General features: G+C 60.3%; 27 protein-coding genes and 1 tRNA gene. 18 read left to right on the top strand and 10 right to left on the bottom strand.

The genetic code is table 11. The annotated features are described in order from the left end of the window. Positions 1–7 precede the first annotated feature (7 nt). Positions 8–181, bottom strand: coding sequence for a Flp family type IVb pilin (locus AC0L3I_RS28235; RefSeq protein ID WP_473529058.1), 174 nt, complete (start codon positions 179–181; stop codon positions 8–10). A gap of 530 nt (positions 182–711) precedes the next feature. Between AC0L3I_RS28235 and AC0L3I_RS28230 the strand changes: the two genes are divergently transcribed. The 9 genes from AC0L3I_RS28230 to AC0L3I_RS28190 all read left to right on the top strand — a co-directional run bounded on the left by AC0L3I_RS28230 (position 712) and on the right by AC0L3I_RS28190 (position 7,789). Next, a complete protein-coding gene (locus AC0L3I_RS28230; RefSeq protein ID WP_473529057.1) occupies positions 712–2,100 on the top strand; it encodes a CpaF family protein in 1,389 nt (462 codons plus the stop codon). Continuing rightward, the gene (locus AC0L3I_RS28225) at positions 2,100–3,071 is read left to right on the top strand and encodes a type II secretion system F family protein (RefSeq protein WP_473529056.1); all 972 of its coding nucleotides are present in this window, start codon (positions 2,100–2,102) and stop codon (positions 3,069–3,071) included. Before AC0L3I_RS28230 ends, AC0L3I_RS28225 begins: the two co-directional genes overlap by 1 nt. A 153-nt stretch (positions 3,072–3,224) precedes the next feature. Beyond that, the gene (locus AC0L3I_RS28220; protein WP_473529055.1) at positions 3,225–4,040 is read left to right on the top strand and encodes a type II secretion system F family protein; all 816 of its coding nucleotides are present in this window, start codon (positions 3,225–3,227) and stop codon (positions 4,038–4,040) included. A gap of 55 nt (positions 4,041–4,095) precedes the next feature. After that, the gene (locus AC0L3I_RS28215; protein ID WP_473529054.1) at positions 4,096–4,638 is read left to right on the top strand and encodes a tetratricopeptide repeat protein; all 543 of its coding nucleotides are present in this window, start codon (positions 4,096–4,098) and stop codon (positions 4,636–4,638) included. Between the two features lie 9 nt (positions 4,639–4,647). Beyond that, on the top strand, positions 4,648–5,172 hold the full coding sequence (locus tag AC0L3I_RS28210; protein ID WP_473529053.1) for a prepilin peptidase: 525 nt from the start codon (positions 4,648–4,650) through the stop codon (positions 5,170–5,172). A gap of 106 nt (positions 5,173–5,278) precedes the next feature. Next, the gene (locus AC0L3I_RS28205; protein WP_473529052.1) at positions 5,279–6,076 is read left to right on the top strand and encodes a sterol desaturase family protein; all 798 of its coding nucleotides are present in this window, start codon (positions 5,279–5,281) and stop codon (positions 6,074–6,076) included. Next, positions 6,048–6,737 (top strand): methyltransferase family protein, encoded by a 690-nt coding sequence (locus AC0L3I_RS28200; protein ID WP_473529051.1) that lies wholly within the window; start codon positions 6,048–6,050, stop codon positions 6,735–6,737. Before AC0L3I_RS28205 ends, AC0L3I_RS28200 begins: the two co-directional genes overlap by 29 nt. Before the next feature lie 308 nt (positions 6,738–7,045). Then, the gene (locus AC0L3I_RS28195) at positions 7,046–7,447 is read left to right on the top strand and encodes a phosphatase PAP2 family protein (RefSeq protein WP_473529050.1); all 402 of its coding nucleotides are present in this window, start codon (positions 7,046–7,048) and stop codon (positions 7,445–7,447) included. 144 nt (positions 7,448–7,591) lie between these two features. Beyond that, positions 7,592–7,789, top strand: coding sequence for a phosphatase PAP2 family protein (locus AC0L3I_RS28190; RefSeq protein WP_473529049.1), 198 nt, complete (start codon positions 7,592–7,594; stop codon positions 7,787–7,789). Between the two features lie 382 nt (positions 7,790–8,171). On the opposite strand, the gene AC0L3I_RS28185 is transcribed toward AC0L3I_RS28190, so the two are convergent. Beyond that, positions 8,172–8,390, bottom strand: a complete 219-nt coding sequence (locus AC0L3I_RS28185) for a hypothetical protein (RefSeq protein ID WP_473529048.1) — start codon at positions 8,388–8,390, stop codon at positions 8,172–8,174. A 122-nt stretch (positions 8,391–8,512) separates the two neighbouring features. On the opposite strand from AC0L3I_RS28185, the gene AC0L3I_RS28180 reads away from it, so the two are divergent. Further along, positions 8,513–8,791 (top strand): HNH endonuclease, encoded by a 279-nt coding sequence (locus tag AC0L3I_RS28180; RefSeq protein WP_473529047.1) that lies wholly within the window; start codon positions 8,513–8,515, stop codon positions 8,789–8,791. A gap of 428 nt (positions 8,792–9,219) precedes the next feature. On the opposite strand, the gene AC0L3I_RS28175 is transcribed toward AC0L3I_RS28180, so the two are convergent. Continuing rightward, entirely contained in the window at positions 9,220–9,756 is a 537-nt protein-coding gene (locus AC0L3I_RS28175; RefSeq protein ID WP_258121800.1) for a DnaJ domain-containing protein, read from the bottom strand. A 373-nt stretch (positions 9,757–10,129) separates the two neighbouring features. On the opposite strand from AC0L3I_RS28175, the gene AC0L3I_RS28170 reads away from it, so the two are divergent. After that, the gene (locus AC0L3I_RS28170) at positions 10,130–11,113 is read left to right on the top strand and encodes an SMI1/KNR4 family protein (protein ID WP_473529046.1); all 984 of its coding nucleotides are present in this window, start codon (positions 10,130–10,132) and stop codon (positions 11,111–11,113) included. Positions 11,114–11,814: 701 nt separating this feature from the next. Next, entirely contained in the window at positions 11,815–12,039 is a 225-nt protein-coding gene (locus AC0L3I_RS28165; RefSeq protein ID WP_473529045.1) for an ATP-dependent DNA ligase, read from the top strand. 14 nt (positions 12,040–12,053) lie between these two features. On the opposite strand, the gene AC0L3I_RS28160 is transcribed toward AC0L3I_RS28165, so the two are convergent. Beyond that, positions 12,054–12,130, bottom strand: a tRNA-Arg gene (locus tag AC0L3I_RS28160). Between the two features lie 149 nt (positions 12,131–12,279). Here AC0L3I_RS28160 and AC0L3I_RS28155 point away from each other — a divergent pair. Continuing rightward, entirely contained in the window at positions 12,280–12,573 is a 294-nt protein-coding gene (locus AC0L3I_RS28155) for a hypothetical protein (protein WP_473529044.1), read from the top strand. A gap of 334 nt (positions 12,574–12,907) precedes the next feature. On the opposite strand, the gene AC0L3I_RS28150 is transcribed toward AC0L3I_RS28155, so the two are convergent. Continuing rightward, positions 12,908–14,071, bottom strand: a complete 1,164-nt coding sequence (locus tag AC0L3I_RS28150) for a M20 aminoacylase family protein (RefSeq protein ID WP_473529043.1) — start codon at positions 14,069–14,071, stop codon at positions 12,908–12,910. Between the two features lie 371 nt (positions 14,072–14,442). Here AC0L3I_RS28150 and AC0L3I_RS28145 point away from each other — a divergent pair, with 371 nt between their 5' ends. Both AC0L3I_RS28145 and AC0L3I_RS28140 read left to right on the top strand, forming a co-directional pair. Further along, on the top strand, positions 14,443–15,630 hold the full coding sequence (locus tag AC0L3I_RS28145; RefSeq protein WP_473529042.1) for a D-alanyl-D-alanine carboxypeptidase family protein: 1,188 nt from the start codon (positions 14,443–14,445) through the stop codon (positions 15,628–15,630). A 4-nt stretch (positions 15,631–15,634) separates the two neighbouring features. Beyond that, positions 15,635–16,738, top strand: a complete 1,104-nt coding sequence (locus tag AC0L3I_RS28140) for a CobW family GTP-binding protein (RefSeq protein WP_473529041.1) — start codon at positions 15,635–15,637, stop codon at positions 16,736–16,738. 156 nt (positions 16,739–16,894) lie between these two features. On the opposite strand, the gene AC0L3I_RS28135 is transcribed toward AC0L3I_RS28140, so the two are convergent. The 5 genes from AC0L3I_RS28135 to AC0L3I_RS28115 all read right to left on the bottom strand — a co-directional run bounded on the left by AC0L3I_RS28135 (position 16,895) and on the right by AC0L3I_RS28115 (position 20,908). Next, complete coding sequence (locus AC0L3I_RS28135) at positions 16,895–17,164, bottom strand: sulfurtransferase TusA family protein (protein WP_473529040.1); 270 nt, start codon at positions 17,162–17,164, stop codon at positions 16,895–16,897. Between the two features lie 5 nt (positions 17,165–17,169). Next, the gene (locus AC0L3I_RS28130; RefSeq protein WP_473529039.1) at positions 17,170–18,462 is read right to left on the bottom strand and encodes a L,D-transpeptidase family protein; all 1,293 of its coding nucleotides are present in this window, start codon (positions 18,460–18,462) and stop codon (positions 17,170–17,172) included. 287 nt (positions 18,463–18,749) lie between these two features. Further along, positions 18,750–19,700 (bottom strand): acetyl-CoA carboxylase carboxyltransferase subunit alpha, encoded by a 951-nt coding sequence (locus AC0L3I_RS28125; RefSeq protein WP_455850115.1) that lies wholly within the window; start codon positions 19,698–19,700, stop codon positions 18,750–18,752. 99 nt (positions 19,701–19,799) lie between these two features. Next, on the bottom strand, positions 19,800–20,717 hold the full coding sequence (locus AC0L3I_RS28120) for a site-specific tyrosine recombinase XerD (RefSeq protein WP_473529038.1): 918 nt from the start codon (positions 20,715–20,717) through the stop codon (positions 19,800–19,802). A 38-nt stretch (positions 20,718–20,755) separates the two neighbouring features. Continuing rightward, on the bottom strand, positions 20,756–20,908 hold the full coding sequence (locus AC0L3I_RS28115) for a histidine kinase (RefSeq protein ID WP_095493454.1): 153 nt from the start codon (positions 20,906–20,908) through the stop codon (positions 20,756–20,758). 420 nt (positions 20,909–21,328) lie between these two features. On the opposite strand from AC0L3I_RS28115, the gene AC0L3I_RS28110 reads away from it, so the two are divergent. The 3 genes from AC0L3I_RS28110 to AC0L3I_RS28100 are packed head-to-tail and all read left to right on the top strand — an operon-like array spanning position 21,329 to position 24,026. Further along, positions 21,329–21,934, top strand: a complete 606-nt coding sequence (locus AC0L3I_RS28110) for a shikimate kinase (RefSeq protein ID WP_473529037.1) — start codon at positions 21,329–21,331, stop codon at positions 21,932–21,934. Then, entirely contained in the window at positions 21,931–23,136 is a 1,206-nt protein-coding gene (gene aroB / locus AC0L3I_RS28105; RefSeq protein WP_473529036.1) for a 3-dehydroquinate synthase, read from the top strand. Before AC0L3I_RS28110 ends, aroB begins: the two co-directional genes overlap by 4 nt. Then, entirely contained in the window at positions 23,133–24,026 is an 894-nt protein-coding gene (locus AC0L3I_RS28100) for an HlyC/CorC family transporter (RefSeq protein ID WP_473529035.1), read from the top strand. The genes aroB and AC0L3I_RS28100 overlap by 4 nt, the downstream gene beginning before the upstream one ends. Positions 24,027–24,039: the final 13 nt, after the last annotated feature.

Genomic DNA, 24,039 nt, shown 5'->3' with positions numbered 1-24,039 from the left:
CAAGATATCACGGCAGCGCCGCCTGGAGCGTCGTCCACTGGCCAGTGACCCACGCGCCGACAAGGATGATGGTGGCGATCACCGCCACGGTGATGATGCCGAGCAGAATGGTATATTCGACCATGGCAGCGCCGTTTTCGTCGTCGCGGAACTGCCGGGTCATCGTCATGAGCTTCTTCATGCCAATTTCTCCCTTTGGAGGTTTGAACCCGACGAGACGAGCCAAGGATGAAATCCATACCCAAGCATCCCCCGTCATCTCGATCTAAGTCCCGACGAAAATCAGAGTCAAACGGGATTAAGGGTTTCTTAACTTTCCTATACATGATCTGGCAAGAATATTGTCGATCTCAGGCGGACCAAAACATTGATTCGGCTCGTTTTTCAACCCTCTTAACCATTCGTTCACAATTTGGCCGCGGGTATGGCGGAAGTGGGGCAGCATTAGCGGTGATGCATATTCCTTTATATCTAAGGGCTTAGGTGGGCCCCATGACGGCTTTGTGGCAAAAAAGGCACTTGCATTGAAAAGCGAGTACTCGTGTTCCATTAGGACAGCGCCACTGACCAGATAAGCGTCGCGTTTTACTGATGCTTGATCTTAACTATGTCTGAAGTATTAAATTGCATGGTGTGCGGCTGGCGCTTGTGCCCTGCGTGGTTAACGTTTAGTTTCCGTGGCGACGGATTCTCGGGGGAGTATAACGCGATATGCTGGGGCGGTTCACCAAAGGGCCAAGCGAGTTGCGAGTCGAGCCAAAGGTCGAGCCGATGGCGGTTTTGCCCGCCACCCCGACGGTTTCTCCTGTTGTCGACCTCCAGCCGCATGGTGACGAGTTCCTGTCGCTCAAGGTCGAGCTCCACCGCCACCTCATTGATCGCTTCAACCTGACCGCCCTTGAAAACGCGTCCAAGGATGAAATCCTGAATGAGATCCGGCCGATCGTGCGGGAATTTGTCCGGGCTCGCAACGTGCCGCTGAATGCTCGCGAGCTCGATCAATTGACCAGCGACACCGCCGACGAGATGCTCGGCCTGGGGCCGATCGAGCCGCTGCTGAAAGACGATTCAATTTCCGACATACTGATCAACACGCACAATCGCGTTTTCATCGAGCGGCGCGGCGTGATCGAGGAGACCTCGATCCGTTTCCGCGACGAGGCGCATCTGCTGCGTGTCATCAACAAGATTGTCTCGGCGATCGGCCGACGCGTCGATGAATCGGCGCCGATGGTGGATGCGCGGCTGGAAGATGGGTCGCGTGTCAACATCGCGGTGCGGCCGATCTCGGTCGACGGCCCGCTGGTGTCTATCCGCAAATTCTCCAAGAATCCCTATTCGCTCGAACGCCTGATGGCGTTCAATTCAATCCGCCAGCCGATGATCGACCTTCTGCGGATCGCGGTGCAGGCACGCAAGTCGATCCTGGTTTCAGGCGGCACCGGCAGCGGCAAGACGACCTTGCTCAACGCCTTGTCGAGCTACATCCCGGCCAGGGAGCGCCTGATCACCATCGAAGACGCGGCGGAACTGCAATTGCAGCAGCCGCATGTCGGCCGCCTCGAAACCCGCCCGCCCAATGTCGAGGGCAAGGGCGAGGTCCGCCAGCGCGAACTGCTGAAGAACGCGCTGCGGATGCGGCCCGACCGCATCATCGTCGGCGAGGTGCGCGGCGAGGAAGCCTTCGACATGCTGCAGGCCATGAACACCGGCCACGAAGGCTCGATGACCACCATCCACGCCAACACGCCGCGGGACGCGATATCGCGATTGGAACAGATGGTCGGCATGGCGGGCATGCCGATGAGCCATGATTCAATCCGGGCGCAAATCGCGTCGGCGATCGACATCATCGTGCAGACGCAGCGTCTTTCGGACGGGGGAAGGCGGGTTGTTTCGATATCGGAACTGACTGGTATGGAAGGCAATGTCGTCCAGCTTCAGGAACTTTACCATTTCGTTCGCCGCGAGGTGAATGCGGAGGGTCAGATCGTCGGTGAATTTCGCGCCACCGGCATCCGTCCCCGCTTTGCCCAGGAAGCGGCGACGCTCGGCCATCACTTCGCCAAGGATGCTTTCAACCCGCAGGTTCCGCTTTGATGCCGTCGGGCCAGACTTTACTTTACCTCATCTATGTGCTGGTGGCAGCGTCGGTTATACTCGCGGCCGAGGCTCTGTACGTGACCTACGCCAAACGCCGCTCAACGGTCAGCACGATCAACCGTCGGCTGAAGCGGCTCGCTGACGAGGTTCCGGCCGAACAGACCTTGCAGGGATTGCTGCGAGAACGTGGGCTCACCGGCTCGGGCGACTTTCTGTTTGGCCTGATCGGGCTGAACAGGCTCTACACCCAGTCCGGTATTACCGGGAATCCGCTGTCGTTTGTCGCGATATTTATTCTCGCTGGACTGGTACTGGCACTGGTATTTGCGTTCCTGCTGCACTTTTCCGCCGTGGTTTCGTGTATCATCTTTCTTCTCGTCGGATTCGTCTTGCCGTTTCTGGTTCTCCGCCGCGCGCGCGCCAAGCGAATCCAGAAATTCGCGAAGCAATTGCCGGATGCACTTGACATGATCGTGCGTTCGCTGCGCGCCGGTCATCCGACTTCCGTGGCGATAGGTCTTGTCGCCCGTGAAATGCCTGATCCGCTCGGCACCGAGTTCGGCATCGTTTCCGACGAAATCACCTTCGGCCTTAGCCTTGAAAACGCGGTGCGGAAACTCTCGCAACGCGTCGGCTTCGAGGGCCTTCAACTGCTGTCTGTGTCGCTGTCGATTCAGGCCAAGACCGGTGGCAATTTGACCGAGATTCTGTCGAACCTCTCATCGGTGTTGCGCGAACGGCAGAAACTGCGGTTGAAAATCAGGGCGCTCTCGGCCGAGGGCCGAATGTCCGCGTGGATCATTTCCCTGTTTCCGCTCTTGATGTTCGGCATCCTCACAGGCCTCGCTCCGAGCTACTACGGTGATGTATGGGACAATCCGCTGATAATGCCTGTGTTCCTGATTTTCGGGCTGTGGGCGCTGCTGGGTGACTTCATCATGTATCGTATGGTCAATTTCGATTTCTGACGGAGGCGAGCCATAAACCTCCTTTCGAATACCCAGGATCTTAGCCTTCTGGTTTCCATTGCCGTCTTCCTGGCGGCCGTAGCGCTTTTCCTGGTTGGCTCGCTCGTCTTCTTGCCGGCGCTGCAGACGAGGAAACTGGTTTCGCAAAGCCTGATGGCAGAGAGCATTCCCAACCGGCGTTCGCTTGTCGGACAGGAAGAACTGGCAAGGATCTCAGCGCAGCGGCCGGTCGATGCCTATTTTCGATCGATCGAAAAGGAGCGGGACGAACCCAGCGCCCTGGACGCGAAGCTCTTTCGTGCCGGCTTCTATCAGACAAGCGCTCCACTCATTTATACTTTGTCGCGCCTTGGTGCGGTCTGTGTCGGCTTTGCCGTGACCTATGCGGTCCTGTCGCGGATATTGCCGCCCCAACTGCCCAGCCTTGTCGCTTTTGGAGGTTCAGCCTTGCTTGGGCTGGCATGCATTGTCATACCAAGCATCGCGCTCGACCGGTTCGAGAATGGGCAGAAGCAGATCTATCGTCGCGGCTTTCCGGATTTCATGGATATGATGATCACCTGCGCCGACGCGGGCATGAGCCTCGAGGCGGCCGTCGAGCGCGTCAGCAACGAACTAGCCGGCACCCACAGATGGCTTGGTATCCAGCTTTCGATCATGACTCTGCAGTTGCGCGCCGGCAAGCCATTGCGCGAGGCGCTGCGCGAACTGTCTGATCGCATCGGGCTTGAAGAGGCGCGGGCGCTGGCGGTTCTGTTCCGGCAATCCGAGGAACTCGGTACAAGTTTGACAGAGGCCTTGCGCGTATACAGCGACGAAATGCGTGGACAGAGAATCCTTCGGGCCGAGGAACGCGCCAATGCCTTGCCGGTGAAGATGATGATTCCATTGGGACTGTGCATCTTTCCGGTGGTGATGATGGTCGTCATGCTGCCTGTTATTATTCGAATGAAGGGCATTTTCTTCTAGGCAGGTATATGCTTTGGTCGAAATACAGAGTCGGGGGACTCTTTTGAGGGACAAAATGACAGGGACAATGCGCCTCGCAGCCGTAGCCGGTTTGCTGCTTATCGTGCTTTCCGGCTGTCAGACGGCTGATAGCGGCGTGGTCCGCACCAACGAGCCCTCAAAAGGTGACGTGACAGCCTTTGGCGATGCCTTCGATGGGCTGAAGACGGTCAGCGACGTCGAGTACTACGCCTCGGACCAGGCTGTTGCCGAAGCCAAGAACCAGTTCCGTGCGGAAAACTACGGCAATGCCGGAGCCCTGTTCTACAAGGCGACGCAACTGGCGCCCAATGATGGTGGTGCCTGGATGGGTCTGGCCGCCTGCAGCGATCGCATCCGCCGCTTCGACCTCTCCGACCACGCCTATCGCCAGGCCTTCCGGCTGGTCGGCGGGACGCCCGAATATTACAACAATGTCGGCTATTCCTATCTGCTGCGCGGCAAGCTGCAGGACGCACGCAGCAATTTCCTCAAGGCTTATGAGCTGGCGCCCAACGATCCGACCGTGGCCAACAATCTGCAGCTCCTGTCGTCCAGCGTGAAGAATCTCGAGCGGTAAGGCTATCGCATGTTGCTCGCCGCATCGCTGCTGCTGAAGGGACTAGCCATTCCTTTGCTGGCAAGGATCGCCTGGCTCGACTTCACCACCCAGAAGATATCCAACCAGAATGTGCTGCTGCTGCTTTGCCTGGGGTTGGGCTCGCTGACGCTCCTGTCGGTGCAATCCGGGTCGTGGTGGGACATGGGCCTGAGTGCGCTTGCCGGTCTTTTGCTGTTTGTTGCGCTCTTCCCGTTCTGGGCCCTGCGCAAGATCGGGGCCGGCGATGTCAAGCTGATGGCGGTGGTGCCGTTGCTGATCGGCGGGAGCGGCCTTGTCGTATTTTCAGTGCTGCTGCTGGTTTTCGCCCTCGCCACAGCATTGATCGTGAAAAATCCGTTCATGCTGCCCGCGGGAGTCTTTCGCCTGTACGTTCAGCACCTGGACCGCAAAGGCGTTGTGCCGTTCGGCGTACCGATCTCGCTCGCAGCGATCTGCACGATAGCGTTTCAGGCCTATAGCAACTTGACGGTCCTAAGCGGCATCTCGGTCTGACACTCGTGGCGCGCAAATCACCTTCTCAAATTAACCTTTCGGAAACCATTAACTTGCGCTCAAACCGGCGAAGTGCTTGGATTGGGCCTTGCCGGCGGGGCGCCGTATGGACATTCTCAATCTCAAAGCGCTTTTGATTGCGGTTCTGGTCTTCGTTCCGATCGAGCGCCTCTTCGCTCTAAGGCCAGGTCAAAAGATCCTCAGGAAAGCCTTCTTCAACGATCTCATCTACGCTCTGTTCAATGGCGTTCCTATAAGCCTTGGCCTGATCGCAGCTGTTACACTGGCAACAGGCACGGTGGGGCAGTTGATACCAGTCTACATCAGTAGCTCAGTTTCATCACAGCCATTTTGGCTCCAGGTTATTGAAATCATAGTCATCGCGGATATTGGCTTTTACTTGGCGCATCGTATGTTCCACGCCGTCCCGTTTTTATGGCGCTTCCATGCGATTCATCACAGTATTGAAGAACTTGACTGGCTGGCGGCGCACAGGGTTCATCCTGTTGATCAGGTTCTGACGAAGAGCGCGTCACTCGTGCCAGTTTACCTGCTGGGTTTCAGCAGCCCGGCGATCGCCCTGTTCGCGTTGATGTATCACGCCCACGGCTTGCTGCTGCACGCCAACGTAAAGCTAAACATCGGACCGCTTCGATGGATGATCGCCTCGCCCCAGTTCCATCATTGGCATCACGCTCATGAGCGAGTGGCATACGACAAGAACTTCGCAGGTCAACTTTCATTCATCGACGCGCTCTTTGGAACGATGTACCTGCCCGGTAAGGCTGTGCCGGAGCGCTATGGCGTCGATGATACCATTCCACCAACTTACGTCGAGCAACTCGCCTATCCATTTATTCCGAAGGGCAAAATCCATGAAGCTCCCACCAGCGGCGACGCGTGATTTCATCGGGCGCGCAATGATGATACTTTACTTCACGGTCTGCGCGACTTTGAAGGCCGGAGCATTGGTTACAGCTCTTCGCGGCGCAGAATGGCCAATAGCGCGAATTATCGGGCTCGTAGCAGACGTTGCCGCTCTCGGCTTCCTCGTTCTCGTTGTTGCAACGACAGTGGCGCGTCTTCCGCCGGTGAAGACAGCGCAGGGACTGGAACCTCGAATCTCGGCGCTGATCGGATGCTTTGCCACCGTAACATTGATCGCCGTCCCTCGAGTCGCGATACTTCCGCAGATTGAGTTCACTGCAGACCTGATTACCATCATCGGCTTCGCTCTTTGCGTTTGGTGCCTATGGTGGCTCGGCAGATCGTTCAGCATCGCTGCTCAGGCCAGACGGCTCGTCACCGCAGGCCCCTATCAAATCGTGCGCCACCCGCTTTATGTCTGCGAGGCGCTCGTCCTGCTCGGCATTCTTCTCGGTAATCCGACATGGGCAACGGTCGCAATCTGCGCGATCGCCGTTGCTTTCCAATACCGGCGGATAGTTAACGAGGAGAGGGTCTTGCGAGCGACATTTCCCGAATATCATGAATACGCCCAGCGCGTTCCGATGCTCTTGCCTCGTTTTTCTGGCGCATCTTTGCCGGCGGCTGACCCGCGATAACCTGTGTCGCATCTCAAAACACGCTCAAGGCGGGTAAATTCATCCAATACTGCGGTGAGGATTATGGCGCAAGAAACTACCTTTACGCGACGTTGATCACTTCAGGCCTGCTTGGGGCTGTTGACCTGCTGTGGCTGCCCTATTGGACCGTCCGCTTTTCGCCACTTAATTGGCATGACATTAGAGCAGTGGCACTATGCATCTGCTTGGCTGGTTTGGTTTCGTGGCTTGTCACGCGGCGCCTACGGGATGATTGTTCGCGGGCAGGCCAATTTGTTCGCCGGGCTTCCGAGTTCCTTGGAAGCTTGGTGCTTGTCGCGGCAGCCTTTGTCCCACTGCTGATCTGCACGACTATTTTAATCCATGTGGCCAGCGCCACTGGGCGCTCGCTTGCCGACCCGGTGCTCGCCGCTATCGATGCGCGAATGGGCTTCGATTGGCTTTGGTTCCTCTCCGTCACAAATAACCAGCTGGTAGCTCCTGTGCTGATCTTTGCCTACCATGCGCTCGGACCACAGGTGCCGTTTGTCCTATTGTTGAATATAGCTACAAACAGAAATGACAGGAGCTTGCAATTCATCGCCATGCTAGCCGTCTCATCGGTGCTCGCTGGAGCGATAATGACGCTCGTACCGGCTGAAGGCGCCTATGCGTACTTCAAGCCAACTGGAGAACAGTTCAACCATTTCACAGCCCAGGCAGGCATGTAGCATCACGAGACTTTGATGGCACTGCGATCCGGAGAACCGTTCGATCTGATCATGACCAGAAGCAATGGACTGGTTACCTTCCCGTCTTACCATACAGCTCTCGGTATAATAGTCGTCTATGCGCTTCGCGACTAACGCTGGCTGATGTGGCCGATAGCTGTTTTGAATGCTCTGATGATCATCGCCACCCTTCCCGAGGGTGGGCATCACCTGATTGATGTGCTTGCTGGCGCAATGGTTGGCGTGGCTTCGATCTTTGCCGTAAGAATGATTGGCGCTTATGAGCGCGGAAAGGTCGACAGCGTCGCGAGATCAGCGGTGAGATCGGAAGCGGGCCGCTGAGTCGGAAAGTTCGCCGCGCGTAAATCACAGAAAATTACGGCGGGGGCTCTCTAAGTGCCTGAAAATATGGCGATCCCGACAGGGCGGGACGAAGACGCTACCGGGTGAGGGATTTGTGTGACGTGCCTGATCGCGATGGCGGCGTCGACAGGAAACGCCCGCTGATGTTTTTGGCGCTACTTTATTGAAAAGCGTGGTGATCCCGACAGGAATCGAACCTGTGACCTACAGATTAGGAAACTTCCTACAATCCCTGCAGCGCAAGGCTTTGTCTGGCCAATGTCGCGTCCATGTCGCAGTCACTGCAGCAGAGCCGCCTCGGCGTTGGCCAATTCTGCGGCGTCATCGGACCGGGGAAACAGATGGCCGCAGGTGTCCATCGTCAGCCGGGGACATGATAGATGCGCTCGCCGGTCTTGATTGAAATATTGCCCTTGATGTCACAGCCAGCAGACGAGACGAATGCACTTACCGCATTCGTCAGATTGGATGAGTTCGACCACAGGTAATTGCCTGCTGTGCCGCCCATGGCAGCGACAAGTATCCAGCCATATGGAATGCTGTTGCGGGGCTTTGCTTTGCCCCATGGAAGATCGGCCATTGCCATCTCTCCCCCAGGGGAGAATGCGTTGGGGCGGCTTCGTCAAGCGGTTGCTAATGCAAGGCTTGACCTTGGATCGAGGTCGTGGTTCCTTTACCAAAAAAAGGAGGGAACCAACCCCCATGAAGAAGAAGCTGAAATTCAATTCAGCCAAAGTCCGAAGCGAACTGGTCGAGATCCAAGGCGGGAAATGCTACTATTGCAGGGAACCGTTCACCGAGACCGGACCGAAGCAAGCCACCCTAGAGCACAAGAAGCCCAAAATGCATGGCGGCACGAACAAGCGGTCCAATCTGGCCGCCGCTTGCCGTAAGTGCAATCAGCGTCTCGGCCGGCAAATGAACGCTGCCAAGCAACGAAAAGCTATGGGCGCCGAGCGCTCGAATGCGCCTGGAGTCTGAATGCGCGACAGCGGACTGACAGATCGTCCAGGCCGCGGCTGGACGCCCTGGGCGGAAGGCACCGGCGAGAGCGCCATCGATAAGATCTGGTGGGCGGCAAGGGTCTTGCACTTTCCCAAGCTGAGCGTTTCATGCTGGTTCGTCGGTATCGAGCACTGGGGATATCGCCAGCCTCGATGGTGTATGCGGAAGAAGCCGGCCGACTGGCAGCCTTTGCCCGATGTCTACGGATTGGCGCGCGAGGGGGAAAAGCTGGCGGCGATAGAGCGATTCCGGGCCGGAGCTCAGGCCAGGGCTTTGCAGCGCCTCATTCAGGCCGGCGAGAAGCGCCGGCGTGCGCGAGGCGCTTCGAGCGGCCAGCCGGAACGCGCGCTGGTGGGGCTCCTAAGGGCTAATCCAAGAGGCACTGGCACGCGAGCTTCCACTCGTCAGCCTGTATGATTCAGTAGTCTGGTGGAGGTGTCTCGACGATGTTCGGTATTGGCGCGATCGATGCCTTCTACGGTAATCGCGAACATCCCGTTTTCGACCCTTCCTATCCAGCCCTTTGCTTTTAGATACCAGAGATGAAACTCCAGATGTTCACGCGGACAGCCCGACATGCGTTCGAGTTCTTCATCGCCAATGCCAGGATTGTTGACGTCTTGTCGGCGTTTGACATAAAGTAGCGAGAGCAGTTTGGCCTGAATGACGCCGTCCCGTTCGATTCCTTTAGTGTTGCTGACTTCCTCAATCAACTCGCGGCGAAGTTTCAAATGGTCTTTATACTGAATGTCGTACTGCACGCGTTTGACCGGATCTTTGAGAGTATTATGGGCCTCCGCGATTTCACTGAAGCGTGATGCATCGCCGGTATCCTGATTGTCGGGATGGTAGCGCATAGCAAAATAACGAAATACCCGTTCTATCGTTTCCGAGTTGGCGTTCGGGCTGATTTCCAGGAGTTCGTAGTAGTCAATGAACAAAGTGGTGCTCCCACAACATCGCTATTGCGCACACAGTCGAGAGAACGTCGCCGGAGTGCCTTGCGGTCATAGCCAGTCGATGGTGCGCTCGATGATGCCCATCAACACGTTGAAGGCCAGAAATCCGCGCTTCCGGGTTTCTACTCGCTCAATTCGTGGCATTAGTCCCCCTCCCGTTTTGCAGATACTAGCGCGCAAGCTTCGCCCCTGCAAAGGGCTGCCCTCATTCCGGTCATCCGCCGATATACGTCGGCGATCATTCTCTCCAGTCGGGATCACTGATGCCCGCCTGGTAGTCCTCGTGCACCGATCCGATTTCGATTGACGGATCGTCTTCCAAGGCTCGAACTGCCCTCGCTATGAGTCGCTATTGGTGATCTCTGGTATAAGTGTCTGCTATGAAGGTAATCATGGACAACCGTTACCCGCCAGACTCGGACTTCGTCTGAATGGCGGCAAACGAATTCGGGCCGAGACCTGCGATGCCTTCAGGGCTTGTGTGGCGGCGCCGATCAATCGCGCCGGAATGTCCGTGATGGATCGGAGCAGGCGCAATGTGCTGATCGGTGCGTCTATCTTCGGAGCCCTGAGCCTTGCGGGGCTGCTTCCTACCATGTGCGCAATGCGGCAAATCAGGACAAAATCCCCCATGGCCGAAACCAGCCGTCCCAAACGGCCGCCGGGACAGGCGAAGCCGTTGCTGAAGGAAGATATCGCGCCGGTGCTTGCGCGCCTTGATGCCTGGTATGCTGCCCATCTGCCGCCAGACAAATATGTGTTCAATCCGCCGGCCACGGACGCGCAACTGGATGCGTTCGAGCGCCTGATCGGCCTCAAGATGCCGCGCGCCTATCGCGACCTATACCGATGGCACGACGGCGAAAACGACGACCGTAGGGGCCATATCTATGGGCATCCGCTGCTGCCGCTGCATCAGGCAGGGGCGCAATGGAAAGCCTGGGTCGATGTGCTCGCCGATTTCGGCGGCAATCGCTATGAAATTCCCGGAGGGGCGTGGCCTGAACACGCGGTTGACCCGGCCTATATCAATCCGCGATGGATACCGCTGACCCATGATGGCTCAGGCAATCATATCGGTCTCGATTTCGATCCCTGGCTCAGCGGTCGCGTCGGCCAGGTCATCCTCTTTGGGCGCGACGAAGACGTGAAGGCGGTGCTTGCGGAATCCCTTGGCAAGTTCCTCGAGTGGATCGCCGGCCTGCTGGAAAGCGGCAATTTCAGATTGGAAGCGGCGGAAGAGCCAGTGCTGCGCCGGTTCCGATTGAAAGCCCCCCCATCAAACGACTTCCACGAAGGCGCACGAAGTCTTCTGGGCGCACCTGGCCCCTTCCTATGACGGCACGTATTTCGGTGACGCACGTCCGTGCGAAGCGGGATAGGCATGGCATCGTGAGTCTGCAGGGTTGCAACTTGGTATTAGCCCTTGCCAGTGAGATCGAGACGAGGAATATAATCCTTCGTTGCGGCGACCACGAAACCGAGATCGCAATTCTCAAAGGGCGATGTGGCGCTCCAAAAACTTAAAATCGGTGGCTTCGGCTCTAGGCGTGCCGTTGGCGTTCATCGGGTTAGCCGGTTGACCGTCTCAATAATGGCCTTCGCAAGCGCTCCGCCCTCATGGACCGGCTCAGGACCATAGAGCAGCAGGAAAGCTTCTTCGCTCGGCAGCACGCCGGCGGGGCATGTCTGTTCAATAGCCATGCGAACCAGTTTGAGCGCGGCCCAGTCATTGCAGATGTTATCTTGGGCTTCCTCGCTGAGATGGTCGGCCCGACAGCCGCTGCGGAGTGGGCAACGACCGCCGGGCCTAACCGGCGGGGTGTGGGCGTGTCCGCCGGCTGGGACGAACAATAGCCATTTCATTCAGAATTGCTAATTTAGTAAATGATCATGATCCGCCCTCTAGCCACCAAATGGGACGGGCCTAGACTCGATTCCGTGCGTAAACCAGTGCGTGCCGACCCGGCCGGCTTGAGTTCATTCCTCCGATGATGCCTACCTTGGTCGCCAAGCCGCCCCAAGGCGATGACTGGATGCATGAAGCCAAATTCGACGGCTTACCGCTCGCAAATTATCATCGAGGACGGTGGCGTTCGCATTTTCACCCGGAGAGGCCTTGATTGGACTGCCAAGTACCGCGATCTCGCCGAGGCAGCCAAAGATCTCAACGTACAGAACGCCATCATTGACGGCGATGTCGTCGTCTTGAATGAGGCCGTTTGCAACATGGGGCGACATGAGCACCGAGAAAATCAAACGTAAGTATATGATTTTCTTGGTGATCCCGACAGGAATCGAACCTGTGACCTACAGATTAGGAATCTGCCGCTCTATCCTACTGAGCTACGGGACCACGCGGCCCGACACATAACCGCTTCGGACCGTTTCGCCAAGAGGCAGGCTTGATGCAATCGGCCGGTTGCGAGTGGATCGCAAAGATGAGCTGCGGATAGCGGAACTTCGGACCACCGCCGCGCTTTAGTGTGCCGAAGGAGAAGCCGCATGAGTGCTACGAAAGAGTTCTTTGAAACCTGGCTCCAGGAGAACGTCGGCGACCTGCCCGCTGAAAGCGAGGTGAGCGTGGCGGTCCTGGCTCAGCAATTCGAACAGGATGCCGACGCGGCCGGCTATGGTCACGAGGTGCGCGAAGACGAGATCGGCGACATTGAAGAGGCTATTGCGGAAGCCCTGAGCAAGGCCAGGGCAGGCGCAAAGCCGCAGGCTGCGGCCGAAGAGAGTGATCCGGCGCCCGTCATGGAGGCGCTGGAGGTCGACGACCCGAAGAGCGGACCATAGCGGTCCAGGCACCATCGATTGATTTTCGCATAGCTTCTTCCCAACGGTTGCGGCTCCCTCCACATGGCAGGGCTATCGCATATTGGTAAGTACCCCTCACCCGGATTGCCAACCGAATTGCGAAGGGCAATTCGGGGCAATCCGACCTCTCCCCAAGGGGAGAGGAGCCAGTGCTGACGCTTCTCTCTTCTCCCCGGCGGGGAGAAGGTGGCCGCCCACGGGTCTTGCCTCCGGCAAGCCCGAGGACAGGCTCCGCGGCCGGATGAGGGGCGGTTCTCATATGCGATTGCCCTACCCTATATGGGGGCAAGCCCGAGAGTAGGCTTTGTATGCATCAGGCGGCCAGCGCCGCCTCCGCGAGCTTCACCCAATAGCTCATGCCGTGCGGGATGACCTCGTCGTTGAAGTCGTAGGCCGGATTGTGGAGACCGGCGGTGTCGCCATTGCCGATGAAGATGAAGGCGCCGGGCCGCGCCTCCAGCATATAGGAGAAATCCTCGCCGCCCATCACCGGCTGGATGGCGCGGTGGACATGGGCCTCGCCGGCGACATCAGCCGCGACGTCGCTGGCAAAGGCCGTCTCCTCCGGATGGTTGAAGGTGACGGGATAATTGGCGTTGTAGTCGACCTCGATCGTTGCGCCGAAGGCCGCGCCCACGCCCTCGCAGATGGCGCGCACACGCTGCTCAGCCTTCCTGGCGACCTCCCCCTTCAGCGTGCGCACGGTGCCGGCGATCTCGGCGCTCTCGGGAATGACGTTGTAGGCGTCGCCGGCGTGGAACTTCGTCACCGACACCACGACAGCCTCGACCGGATCGGTGCTGCGCGAGGCGATCGTCTGCAGCGCGCCGACGAGCTGGCTGGTGATGACGATCGGGTCGATCGTGCCGTGCGGCATCGCCGCATGCCCGCCCCGGCCCTTGACGGTGATGGTGAATTCGGCGGTCGCCGCCATGATCGGGCCCGGCTTGATGGCGAATTGCCCGACCGGCAGGCCCGGCATGTTGTGCATGCCGAACACCTTGGAGATGCCGAAGCGCTCCATCATGCCGTCCTTGACCATCTCGTTGCCGCCGCCGCCGCCTTCTTCGGCCGGCTGGAAGATCACCGCAACGGAACCGGCGAAATTGCGCGTCTCGGCAAGGTATTTGGCAGCACCGAGCAGCATCGCGGTGTGTCCGTCATGGCCGCAGGCGTGCATCTTGCCCGGAACGGTCGAGGCGTAGGGTTTTCCGGTGATCTCGTTGAGCGGCAGCGCGTCCATGTCGGCGCGCAGGCCGATGCTCGTGCCTTCGCCCAGTCGGCCGCGGATGATGCCGACGACGCCGGTCTTGCCGAGGCCGGTCACCACATCGTCGCAACCGAAGGCCTTCAGCTTGTCGGTGACGAAGGCGGCGGTCTTGAAGACGTCGAAATTCAGCTCCGGCGTCTGGTGCAGATGGCGGCGCCAGCCGGCGACCTCGTCTTGCATTTCGGCGGCGCGGTTCAGGATCGGCATGATGGTTCCATCTCGCTGTTGGAGCAGACGGGCTCTGCCTGCTGCTTTGCAAATTGTGCCTGCTGTTTTACAATTGTCATTCAGGCACTTTGCCATGTTGACGTCACATAGGCTAAATAGCACCGCAAGATTGCGATCCGGATAGGGGCCGGATCACCATGCTGGCGATCGCGTAACAAATCTTACGGAGCCAGAGGCGACTGCGGCAAGAGGCGATTTCGGATTCCACCATGCGGTACAGGCATTTCCTCAAACTAAAGCGCGTCGCGTTTGACCGGCCTCATGCGACGACGCGCTTTAGCGTTGTTGTTTTTATGCATGTCGTTATCGCAAAACCGCTGCGCACTTTTGCGCGACATGCACGTTGGTTTATGCATGTCGTTATCGCAAAACCGCTGCACACTTTTGCGCGACATGCATTATTGCTGGCGGGCGCCGTGGCGCTTCCGGTGCTGGCCGGACCGGCTCTCGCCAATCCGACGATCGTGTTCGACCTGGGGAATGGCAAGATTCTCCAGCACCAGGAGGCTTTCAAGCGCTGGTATCCTGCCTCGCTGACCAAGCTGATGACCGCCTATGTGGCATTTCGTGCGATTGCCGCGGGCGAGGTCCAGCTCGATTCGCCGATCAAGGTCACGAAGCGTTCCGCCGGCGAGCCGCCGAGCAAGATGGGCTTCAAGCCGGGCTCGGTCATGCGGCTCGACAACGCGCTGAAGATGATGCTGGTCAAATCGGCCAATGATGTCGCCATGGCCGTCGGCGAGAACATCGGCGGTTCGCAGGCCGCTTTCGCCGAACGCATGAACACCGAGGCGCGCCGGCTCGGCATGACCGGAACGCATTTCGTCAACCCGAACGGGCTGTTTTCGCCGGACCAGTATACGACGGCGCGCGACCTCGGCTTGCTGGTGATGGCGATCCGCACGGAATTTCCGCAATATGCGCCATGGTTCTCAATCGAGGGCCTGGCCGTCGGCAAGAAGCAGATCGCGAATTACAATCTCCTGATCGGCCGCTATCCCGGCGCCGACGGCATGAAGACCGGTTTCGTCTGTCCCTCGGGCTTCAACATGATCGGCTCGGCAACACGCGACGGGCGCACGCTGGTGGCGGTGGTGCTTGGCGAGAAGTCGGCCGTCACCCGCGCCGAGACCGTCGCCAGGCTGCTCGACCACGGCTTTGCCACGCCGACACCAGGCTGGTTGACGGTGGCGGCGCTGCCTTCCTATGGCGACACCACATCGGTCAACAACCTGAATGACGAGATTTGCAGGAAGAAGCCGGCTAAGGAGCAGTCGGAAGCTGTCACTGTCGGCGACAAGAATGCGCCAAAATCTCCTTATCGGAAAAAGCTCGACCATGTGCCGACATTGGTCGCCGTCGGCCTTGGCGGCGCCACCGGGCCGAAGCCGAAGGCCATGCTCGATGCATCGGGCCGGGAATATGCCGACGTGCCGCTGCCGAGCTGGCGGCCCGACCTGCCGCCGCCGCCCGGCGCCGAGCCGGCAGTGATCGGTTCCGCCACTGCGGCCCGGGAGCCCGCCAAGGCCGTGAACTAGCCTGATGAGCAGCGGCTTTCCCATCGCCGTCTCGGTGCTGACCGGTTTTCTCGGCGCCGGCAAGACGACGCTGCTCAACCGGCTGCTCAGGGATCCCGCGCTTGCCGACACCGCGGTCATCATCAACGAGTTCGGCGAGGTGGCGATCGACCATCTCCTGGTCGAACAGGCCTCCGACGGCATCATCCAGCTTTCCGACGGCTGTCTCTGCTGCACGGTGCGCGGCGAACTGGTCGACACGCTGGCCGATCTCGTCGACCGGCTGCAGACCGGCCGCATCGCCCGGCTTGCCCGTGTCGTCATCGAAACCACCGGCCTCGCCGATCCGGCGCCGGTGCTGCAGTCGATCATGGCGCATCCGGCGCTGGTGCATGCCTTCCGGCTCGATGGCGTCATCACGCTGGTCGACGCGGTCAACGGCAATGCGACGCTCGACGGCCATGTCGAGGCGGTGAAGCAGGTGGCGGTCGCCGACCGCATCGTGGTGACGAAAGTCGATCTGGCCACCGATCCGCGCGACGTCGAGGCCCTGCGGGCCCGGCTGCGGCAGATCAATCCGGGTGCCGAGCTGCTCGATGCGGGTGACAGAAGGACCGATGTAGCGGCGCTGTTCGATTGCGGCCTCTACAACCCGGCCACCAAGTCCGCCGACGTGCGGCGCTGGCTGGGCGAGGAAGCCGCCCATGATCACCATGGCGATCATGACCACGGCGACCATGAGCACGATCATCGGCACGATTCCCGCGTGCGCGCCTACTCGCTGGTTCATGACGGGCCGGTGCCGTTTTCGGCGATCGAGATGTTCCTCGACCTGTTGCGATCGGCGCATGGCGAGCGCCTGCTGCGCATGAAGGGCGTCATCGAATTGCTGGAAGACCCATCACGGCCGCTGGTCGTCCACGGCGTCCAGAAGATCCTGCACCCGCCGGCGCGGCTGCCGTCCTGGCCGGACGGTCAACGCGGCACAAGGCTGGTGCTGATCACGCTCGACATGCCGGAAGACTACGTCCGCCGGCTGTTTGCCGCCTTCACCAACCGGCCATCGATCGACACGCCGGACCGCGCAGCGCTGGAAAACAACCCGCTGGCCATCGCCGGGCGTCTGTGAAGCTGCCAATCTCCCCCCTTGAGGGGGAGATGGCCGGCAGGCCAGAGGGGGTCGGCGCGACCGGACGCGGCCTCCTGCGGCAGATCAAGGTTGGCGCTTTACGCGCGGCGACCCCCTCTGTCGCCTTCGGCGACATCTCCCCCTCGAGGGGGGAGATTATCCCGCTCCGCGCTCGACGAGAAAGCGATGGCCGCCTGATGTCGCTGCCGTTTCGATCAGATGATGGCCGCTCTCGGCGCAGAAGGCGGGAATGTCGACGACGGCGAGGGGGTCAGTGGTTTCGAGCCACAGGCGGCTGCCCGGCTGCATTGAGGCCAACCGCTTTTTTGCCTTGAGCACCGGCAACGGGCAGTTCAGGCCTTTGAGGTCGTAGACGGCGGCGGTTGAGGGCCTGACTTCCTGGCCCCCATCTTCTTGTGCAGGCATGAACCTCAGCCGCCGAACATGCCGAGCAGCTTCTTCTTCAACCTTGTCGCCGTGCTTTCGGCGTCCGCAGCCTGCGTTTCGACTGCCGGGGCGGCCTGCGATGGCGCTACGGTGGCGGTGACGACAGGCATTTCTGCGGCGGTCTTGGCAGCTTCCTTCTCGGCCAGAGCCTGAGCCTTGGCCGCCTCTTTCTCGGCCTTGGCTGCCTCTATCGCCGCAAGCCTTTGCTCCTCGGCCTTCTGCTTGGCGGCTTTTTCCGCGTCGAGCGCGGCCATCTTGCGGCCCGCCGGCGAATCGATGCGGCCCATGCGCGCCGTCTCGGTCACCGAGCCGTCAGCGTTGAACGACGGCGGATCGATCGGCACGCGTTCGCCACGGGCGCGCTTCTTCGACCACTCGGAGACGATGCTGGCTTCCTTGATGCCGGCGATGGTCGGCTTGGGCGCCGGAACGCTGGCCTTGACCGCGCCGTTGAAGGCCGCTTCGTAGGTGCTCTGATAGGCATTGAAGGCGCTCTTCAGCGAATCCGGCTGCGTCGTCGCGGGGCAGGCGCCGGCCGGATCGAAGGTCGCGCCGTCAGCCGCGACCTGGTTGAAGACATAGCGCTTCTCGCAGACATCGACCTTCGGCGGCACTTTGGTGATTTCGAAATTATCGTAGCCGACCTTCAGCATCTTCCAGAATTCGTAGTTCGGATCTTTGCGATAACGCGCCATGTTGGCGGCGGTCATGCGGAACGGAAAGGCCTGGATCTGGAACTCGGTCTGCCCGCCCTGGAAGGCATCGCGGCCGAAGGCGTAGATCTGCTCGATCTGTGCGTCGGTCATCGAATAGCAGCCCGACGACGAGCAGGCGCCATGGACCATCAGATGGGAACCGGTGCGGCCATTGGCGCGGTCGTAGGCGTTGGGATAGCCGATGTTGAAGGCAAGGTGGTAGCTCGACCGCGGATTCATCTGCGCCGGACGGACCGTATAGAAGCCCTCCGGCGCCTGGCGGTCGCCTTCGGTGTATTTGGGACCCAGCTTGCCCGACCATTTGCAGATGTCGTAGCTGGCGACCAGGTCATAGCGGCCGTTGGTCTTGGCCTTCCAGATCTCGAGCTTGCCCTCTTCCTTGAAAATGCGGGCCATCACCGGCGAGGTGCGGGTCATGCCCTTGGCCTTCAAGCTGGCCAGGATCTTGTCGGGCAGCGGCTTGTTGGCCTGGGGGGCAAAATCCTTCATCGAAGAATCGGTGCAGCCGGCGACGCCTAACGCGGCAATCAGAAGTCCGGTGCGGGCAAGCTTGGCAAACATGGCTATGTCTTTTCTTTCGGCCGCAGGCATCAGCGCCGCAACCCTAAGTCCGTTAACCTTGAAAATTCCTTACCGCAAGCGCCGGACCTTACGGCAATCTGATTGAAACGAGCGCAGCGGCATTTTTGTGGCGGAAGTGCTCAATCTCGCCACATTGCAGCGCCGAAACAGTCTGGCGGTCCGTCCGATAGAAATCGGACGGCCTGAAGCTTCTTGTTTGACCATGATCTTTTCCGAAAACCGGTACCCACTTTTTGCTACGCTGACCTTCGGTTTGGGATCATGGTCTAGAGGTTTCGCCCCATGGCCAGGTACTTCTCGCGGCGCTGCTCACGAAAATCGGTGTTGGCGCCGGAGAATTCCTTCATTGTTTTGGCGATGAGATCGCCGGTCGCGGCAATCACCGTCTCCGGGCCACGATGGGCGCCGCCGAGCGGTTCGGGAATGATGGCGTCGATGATCTTCAGCTCCAGAAGATCCTGGGCGGTGATCTTCATATTGGTCGCCGCATCCTTCGAGCGGGTGGTGTCGCGCCACAGGATCGAGGCGGCGCCCTCCGGCGAGATCACCGAATAGATGGCGTGTTCGAGCATGTAGACGCGGTTGGCGGTGGCGATCGCGATGGCACCGCCTGAGCCGCCTTCGCCGATGACCACCGAGATCGACGGCACCTTCAGGCCGAGACAGGCGGAGGTCGAGCGGGCGATGGCTTCCGCCTGGCCGCGCTCCTCGGCATTGACGCCGGGGTAGGCGCCAGCCGTGTCGACCAGCGTCAGCAACGGGATATTGAAGCGGTCTGCGAGTTCCATCAGCCGCACCGCCTTGCGGTAGCCCTCCGGCCGCACCGAGCCGAAATTATGCCTCAGCCGGCTGGCCGTGTCCGAACCCTTTTCCTGGCCGATGATCGCGACCGGCTCGCCGCGGAAGCGGGCGAAGCCGCCGACGATCGCCTGGTCCTCGCCGAAATTGCGGTCGCCAGCAAGCGGCGTGAAATCGTTGAACAGGCCCTTGATGTAGTCGACGCAATGCGGCCTGTCCGGATGCCGCGCCACCTGCACCTTCTGCCACGGGGTCAGCGCCCTATAAGTGTCGCGCAATGCGTCGCGCACGCGTTTCTCGAGACGGCTGATCTCATCGCCGACATCGACCGCCTCGCCATTCTCGGCGAGCTTCTTCAGCTCGACAATCTTGCCTTCGAGATCGGCAACCGGCTTTTCGAAATCGAGGTAATTGTACATTCTTGAGCGGACCGATAAGCCGGGAGGCAAAGACTGACGGAACCTGGGAAATAGAGGCTCCGGGCGGTGGAACGTCGTCCTCACATAGCGATATGACGCCTAGTCGGCAAGCGGATGATGATCGTTGACCAGCCGCACCAGCCGCTCCTCCAGCACGTGCGTGTAAATCTGCGTCGTTGAAATATCGGCATGGCCAAGCAACTGCTGCACGGCCCTGAGATCGGCGCCGTTCTGCAGGAGATGGCTGGCGAAAGCATGGCGCAGCACATGCGGCGATATTTTCGCCGAGGCGATGCCGGCCCGCGCGGCAAGGCCCTTCAGGTCGCGGGCGAAAACCTGCCTGGAGAGATAGCCGCTGTCGCTTGCTGCCGGAAACAGGAACGGGCTATCTGCGAAAGCCGGCACCGTTGCCCGGGCAGCGAGCCAGGCCCGCATCGCCGTGCGCGCCTTTGTCGACAGCGGCACCATGCGTTCCTTGTCACCCTTGCCGCGCACCATGAAGAAACGATCGTCGCGCAGCGCCACCGTCATCGGCAGGCCGACCAGTTCGGAGACGCGCAGGCCGGTGGCGTAGAGTACCTCGACCAGCGCATGCAGGCGCAACGCCGCCAGGCTGTTGCCATCGTTCAGCGAGGCGTCAGCTGCTTCTTGCGCCGCACGGTCGATCAGTCGGCCGGTGGCGGCCTCACTCATCGTCTTCGGCAGCGGCCGGCCTTTCTTCGGACTGTCCAGGGTTCCGGTCGGGTCGTCGCCGCGCAGGCCTTCAGCATAGAGGAACTTGAAGAACTGGCGGATCGCCGACAGTTTGCGTGCCTGCGAGGTGGCGGCAAAACCGCGCGCGGCGACATCGTCGAGATAGGCGCGGATATCGGCGGCGGCGGCACCCGCGAGCCCGCCGTCGATCCCGACTGACGCGTCTTCGAGGTCGCGGCGATAGCTGGAAAGCGTGTTTTCGGCAGCGCCGCGCTCGGCACTCATCATTTCCAGAAAGGCTTCGATGCGAGCCGCGCTGTTCATTTCTCGGGTCAGTTTTTCTTGATTCAGTTTTTCTTGATTCAGTTTTTTTGGGGATTCAGCTTTTCGGGAGGAATGCGTACGCTCATTTCGGCCTTTCTCGGCTCGACGAACATCGCCAGAGCGAACATCGCGCCATAGACAATGCCGGCCAGAATCGTGAGCGTCACGACAAAGCGGAACAGTGTCGGCATCAATTCTCGCCCGTCTTGTTGTTCTGCGTTTCCAAACCCTGTGCCCTTATGAGACGCCAATCCGGCCAATTCAAGGGCCAAGCTCGGATGATGCGCGGCCGCGCCACGCTTGACGCAATCAGGCTTTTGATGTCGATACGCCGGCAAAGAGGGCCTAAGCAGGCATTCGTGGGCTGGCCCACGAATGCCTGCTTGGATTCTTTGGCTTGTCGCAGGTTCTTGTCGCGAAACCGTGGGACACTTTTGCGGAACCTGCTTAGAGACTGTTTCGAAATTCGCTCTGGCGAGTCATATGGTGGTGGTTTCGAGAACCGGCGCGCAGCGGACATTTGGGTCCGAGAGCACCGGAAGCGCAGGAAACGCCATCAGATGGCCGCCAGAGTAGATTTCCAAACGGTCTCTTAGAAACATCATGGTGTCATGAACGCGTTACCAGCAAATCCTCCTGATGAGAGCCATGCCGCGCTGCTCGGCCGGCTGGGCAGCCGTTCCATCGTCTTTGTCGGCCTTATGGGCGCCGGCAAAACGGCGATCGGCCGCAAGGTGGCGGCGATCCTGGGACTGCCTTTCATCGACAGCGATCAGGAGATTGAAAGCGTGTCGCGCATGAGCGTCCCGGAATTGTTCGAACGCTATGGCGAGACCGAGTTCCGGGCGCTGGAGCAGCGCGTCATCCTGCGTGTGCTGGAACACGGTCCGCAGGTGCTGTCGACGGGCGGCGGCGCCTTCATGAGTGCGCAGACGCGGGAGGCCATTGCCGGCCATGGCGTGTCGGTATGGCTAAAGGCCGAGATCGACCTCTTGATGGACCGCGTTTCCAAGAAGCAGAACCGGCCGCTCCTGAAAAGCGCCGATCCCCGCGCCGTGATCGAGCGGTTGATGGCCGAGCGCTATCCGGTCTACGCAGCCGCCGATGTGACCGTGCCGACCCGCGACGATCGCAAGGAGGTCATTGCGGCCGAGGTGGTGAGCGCGCTTTGCGGGCATTTCGGCGTTGCAGCCGCGACAGGCGAGGTGCGGTCGTGAGCATCAATGCGACAGTCACCGTCGAAGTCGGGCTTGGCGATCGTGCCTATGACATATTGATCGGCTCCGGCCTGCTTTTGCGCGCGGGCACCGAGATTTCGCGCCGCCTGCCAGGCACGCGCGCCGCGGTGGTCACCGACGTCAATGTCGCCGCAGCACACCTCGAAACGTTGAAGGCCGGCCTCGAAAAAGGCGGCATCCAGCCTGCCGTCATCACACTGCCGGCTGGGGAAAAAACCAAGAGTTTCGCGCATCTCGAGGAGGTGGTGGACGGCGTGCTCGCCGCAAGGCTTGAGCGCGGCGATGTCGTCATCGCGCTCGGCGGCGGTGTCATCGGCGATCTGACCGGCTTTGCCGCCGGCATCGTGCGCCGCGGCATGAATTTCGTGCAGATCCCGACTTCGCTGCTGGCGCAGGTCGACTCTTCCGTCGGCGGCAAGACCGGTATCAACAGCGCGCGCGGCAAGAATCTCGTCGGCGTCTTCCATCAGCCGAAACTGGTGCTGGCCGACACCGAAGTGCTCGACACGCTGCCGATCCGGGAATTCAGAGCGGGTTACGCCGAACTCGCCAAATACGGGCTCATCGATCGCCCCGACTTCTTCGCCTGGCTGGAGCAAAACTGGGGCAAAGTGTTTGCCGGCGGCCCGGAGCGAGCCGAGGCCATCGCCGAAGCCTGCCGCGCCAAGGCCGATGTCGTCGCCCGCGACGAGTTCGAGACCGGCGACCGCGCGCTGCTCAATCTCGGCCACACGTTCGGCCATGCGCTCGAGGCCGCCACCCGATATGACAGCGCCCGTCTTGTCCACGGCGAGGGAGTCGCCATCGGCATGGCGCTGGCTTATCGCTTTTCGTCACGCCTCAACCTGGCAAGTCCCGACGATGCGGCGCGCGTCGAGACGCATCTTCGCGCGGTTGGCCTGCCCTGGCGCATGGCCGACATCCCGGGCGAATTGCCTGATGCCGAGGCGCTGCTCGCCTTCATCACCCAGGACAAGAAGGTGTCGCGCGGCGCGCTGACCTTCATCCTGACGCGCGGCATCGGCCAGGCCTTCATCGCCAGGGATGTGCCGGCGTCGGAAGTGCTGTCGTTTCTGAGGGAGAACCATCCGGGTCAGCAGGAAAGCCGACCGGGTCAGCCGAAAGGCCGCCCGGGTCAGCAGAAGAGCCGCCTGGGTCAGCAGAGAGGCCGACCGGGATGAACGAGGGCGGCTGGATTGTCGCTGCTGTCCTGGCCGGGCTCGGCCTGCTCGCCTTCGCCTTTCGCGCGCGCCTGCTCGCCGCCTTCGGCTATGAATTGCAGCGCATCGAGCCGCAGCATTCGAACCATGATGAATCGCGCGGCGCCGTCGACGATTTTCGTCGCGACGGCCAGGTGGTGCGCGAGGATCGCGCCCGCATCGGTCGCCTGTCCGATCTCGATAAGCTCGAAGTGTCCGATGTCATGGTCCATCGCACCAACATGCGCTCGGTCAATGCCGACAATCCGCCGGAAGCGGTGGTGCGCGAGATCCTGCAGAGCCCGCATACCCGCATGCCCTTGTGGAAGGGCTCGCTCGACAACATCGTCGGCGTGCTGCATGCCAAGGATCTGCTGCGCGCGCTGAACGATGTCGGCAACGACTTTTCCCAGATCGACGTGATGAAGATCGCGACAAAACCGTGGTTCGTGCCCGACACCACGACGTTGCAGGAACAGCTCAACGCCTTTCTGCGCCGCAAGGCGCATTTCGCCATCGTCGTCGACGAATATGGCGAGGTCGAGGGGCTGGTGACGCTGGAGGACATCATCGAGGAGATCGTCGGTGAGATCGCCGACGAGCACGATATCGATATGCAGGGCGTCAAGCAGGAAGCCGACGGCTCCGTTGTCGTCGACGGCACTGTGTCGATCCGCGACCTGAACCGGGCGCTCGACTGGGACCTGCCGGACGAAGAAGCCACCACCATTGCCGGTCTCGTCATCCACGAGACGCAATTGATTCCGGACGAGAAGCAGGCTTTCACCTTTCACGGCAAGCGCTTCGTCGTCATGAAGCGCGACAAGAACCGGATCGCAAGGCTGAGGATCAGGCCGGCCGGCGACATTTAAAGCGCGTGGCGTC

This window comes from Mesorhizobium sp. WSM4840, assembly GCF_055811755.1.
The sequence above is the reverse complement of the archived record's forward strand: the minus strand, read 5'-3'. Positions and strand labels throughout refer to the sequence as shown.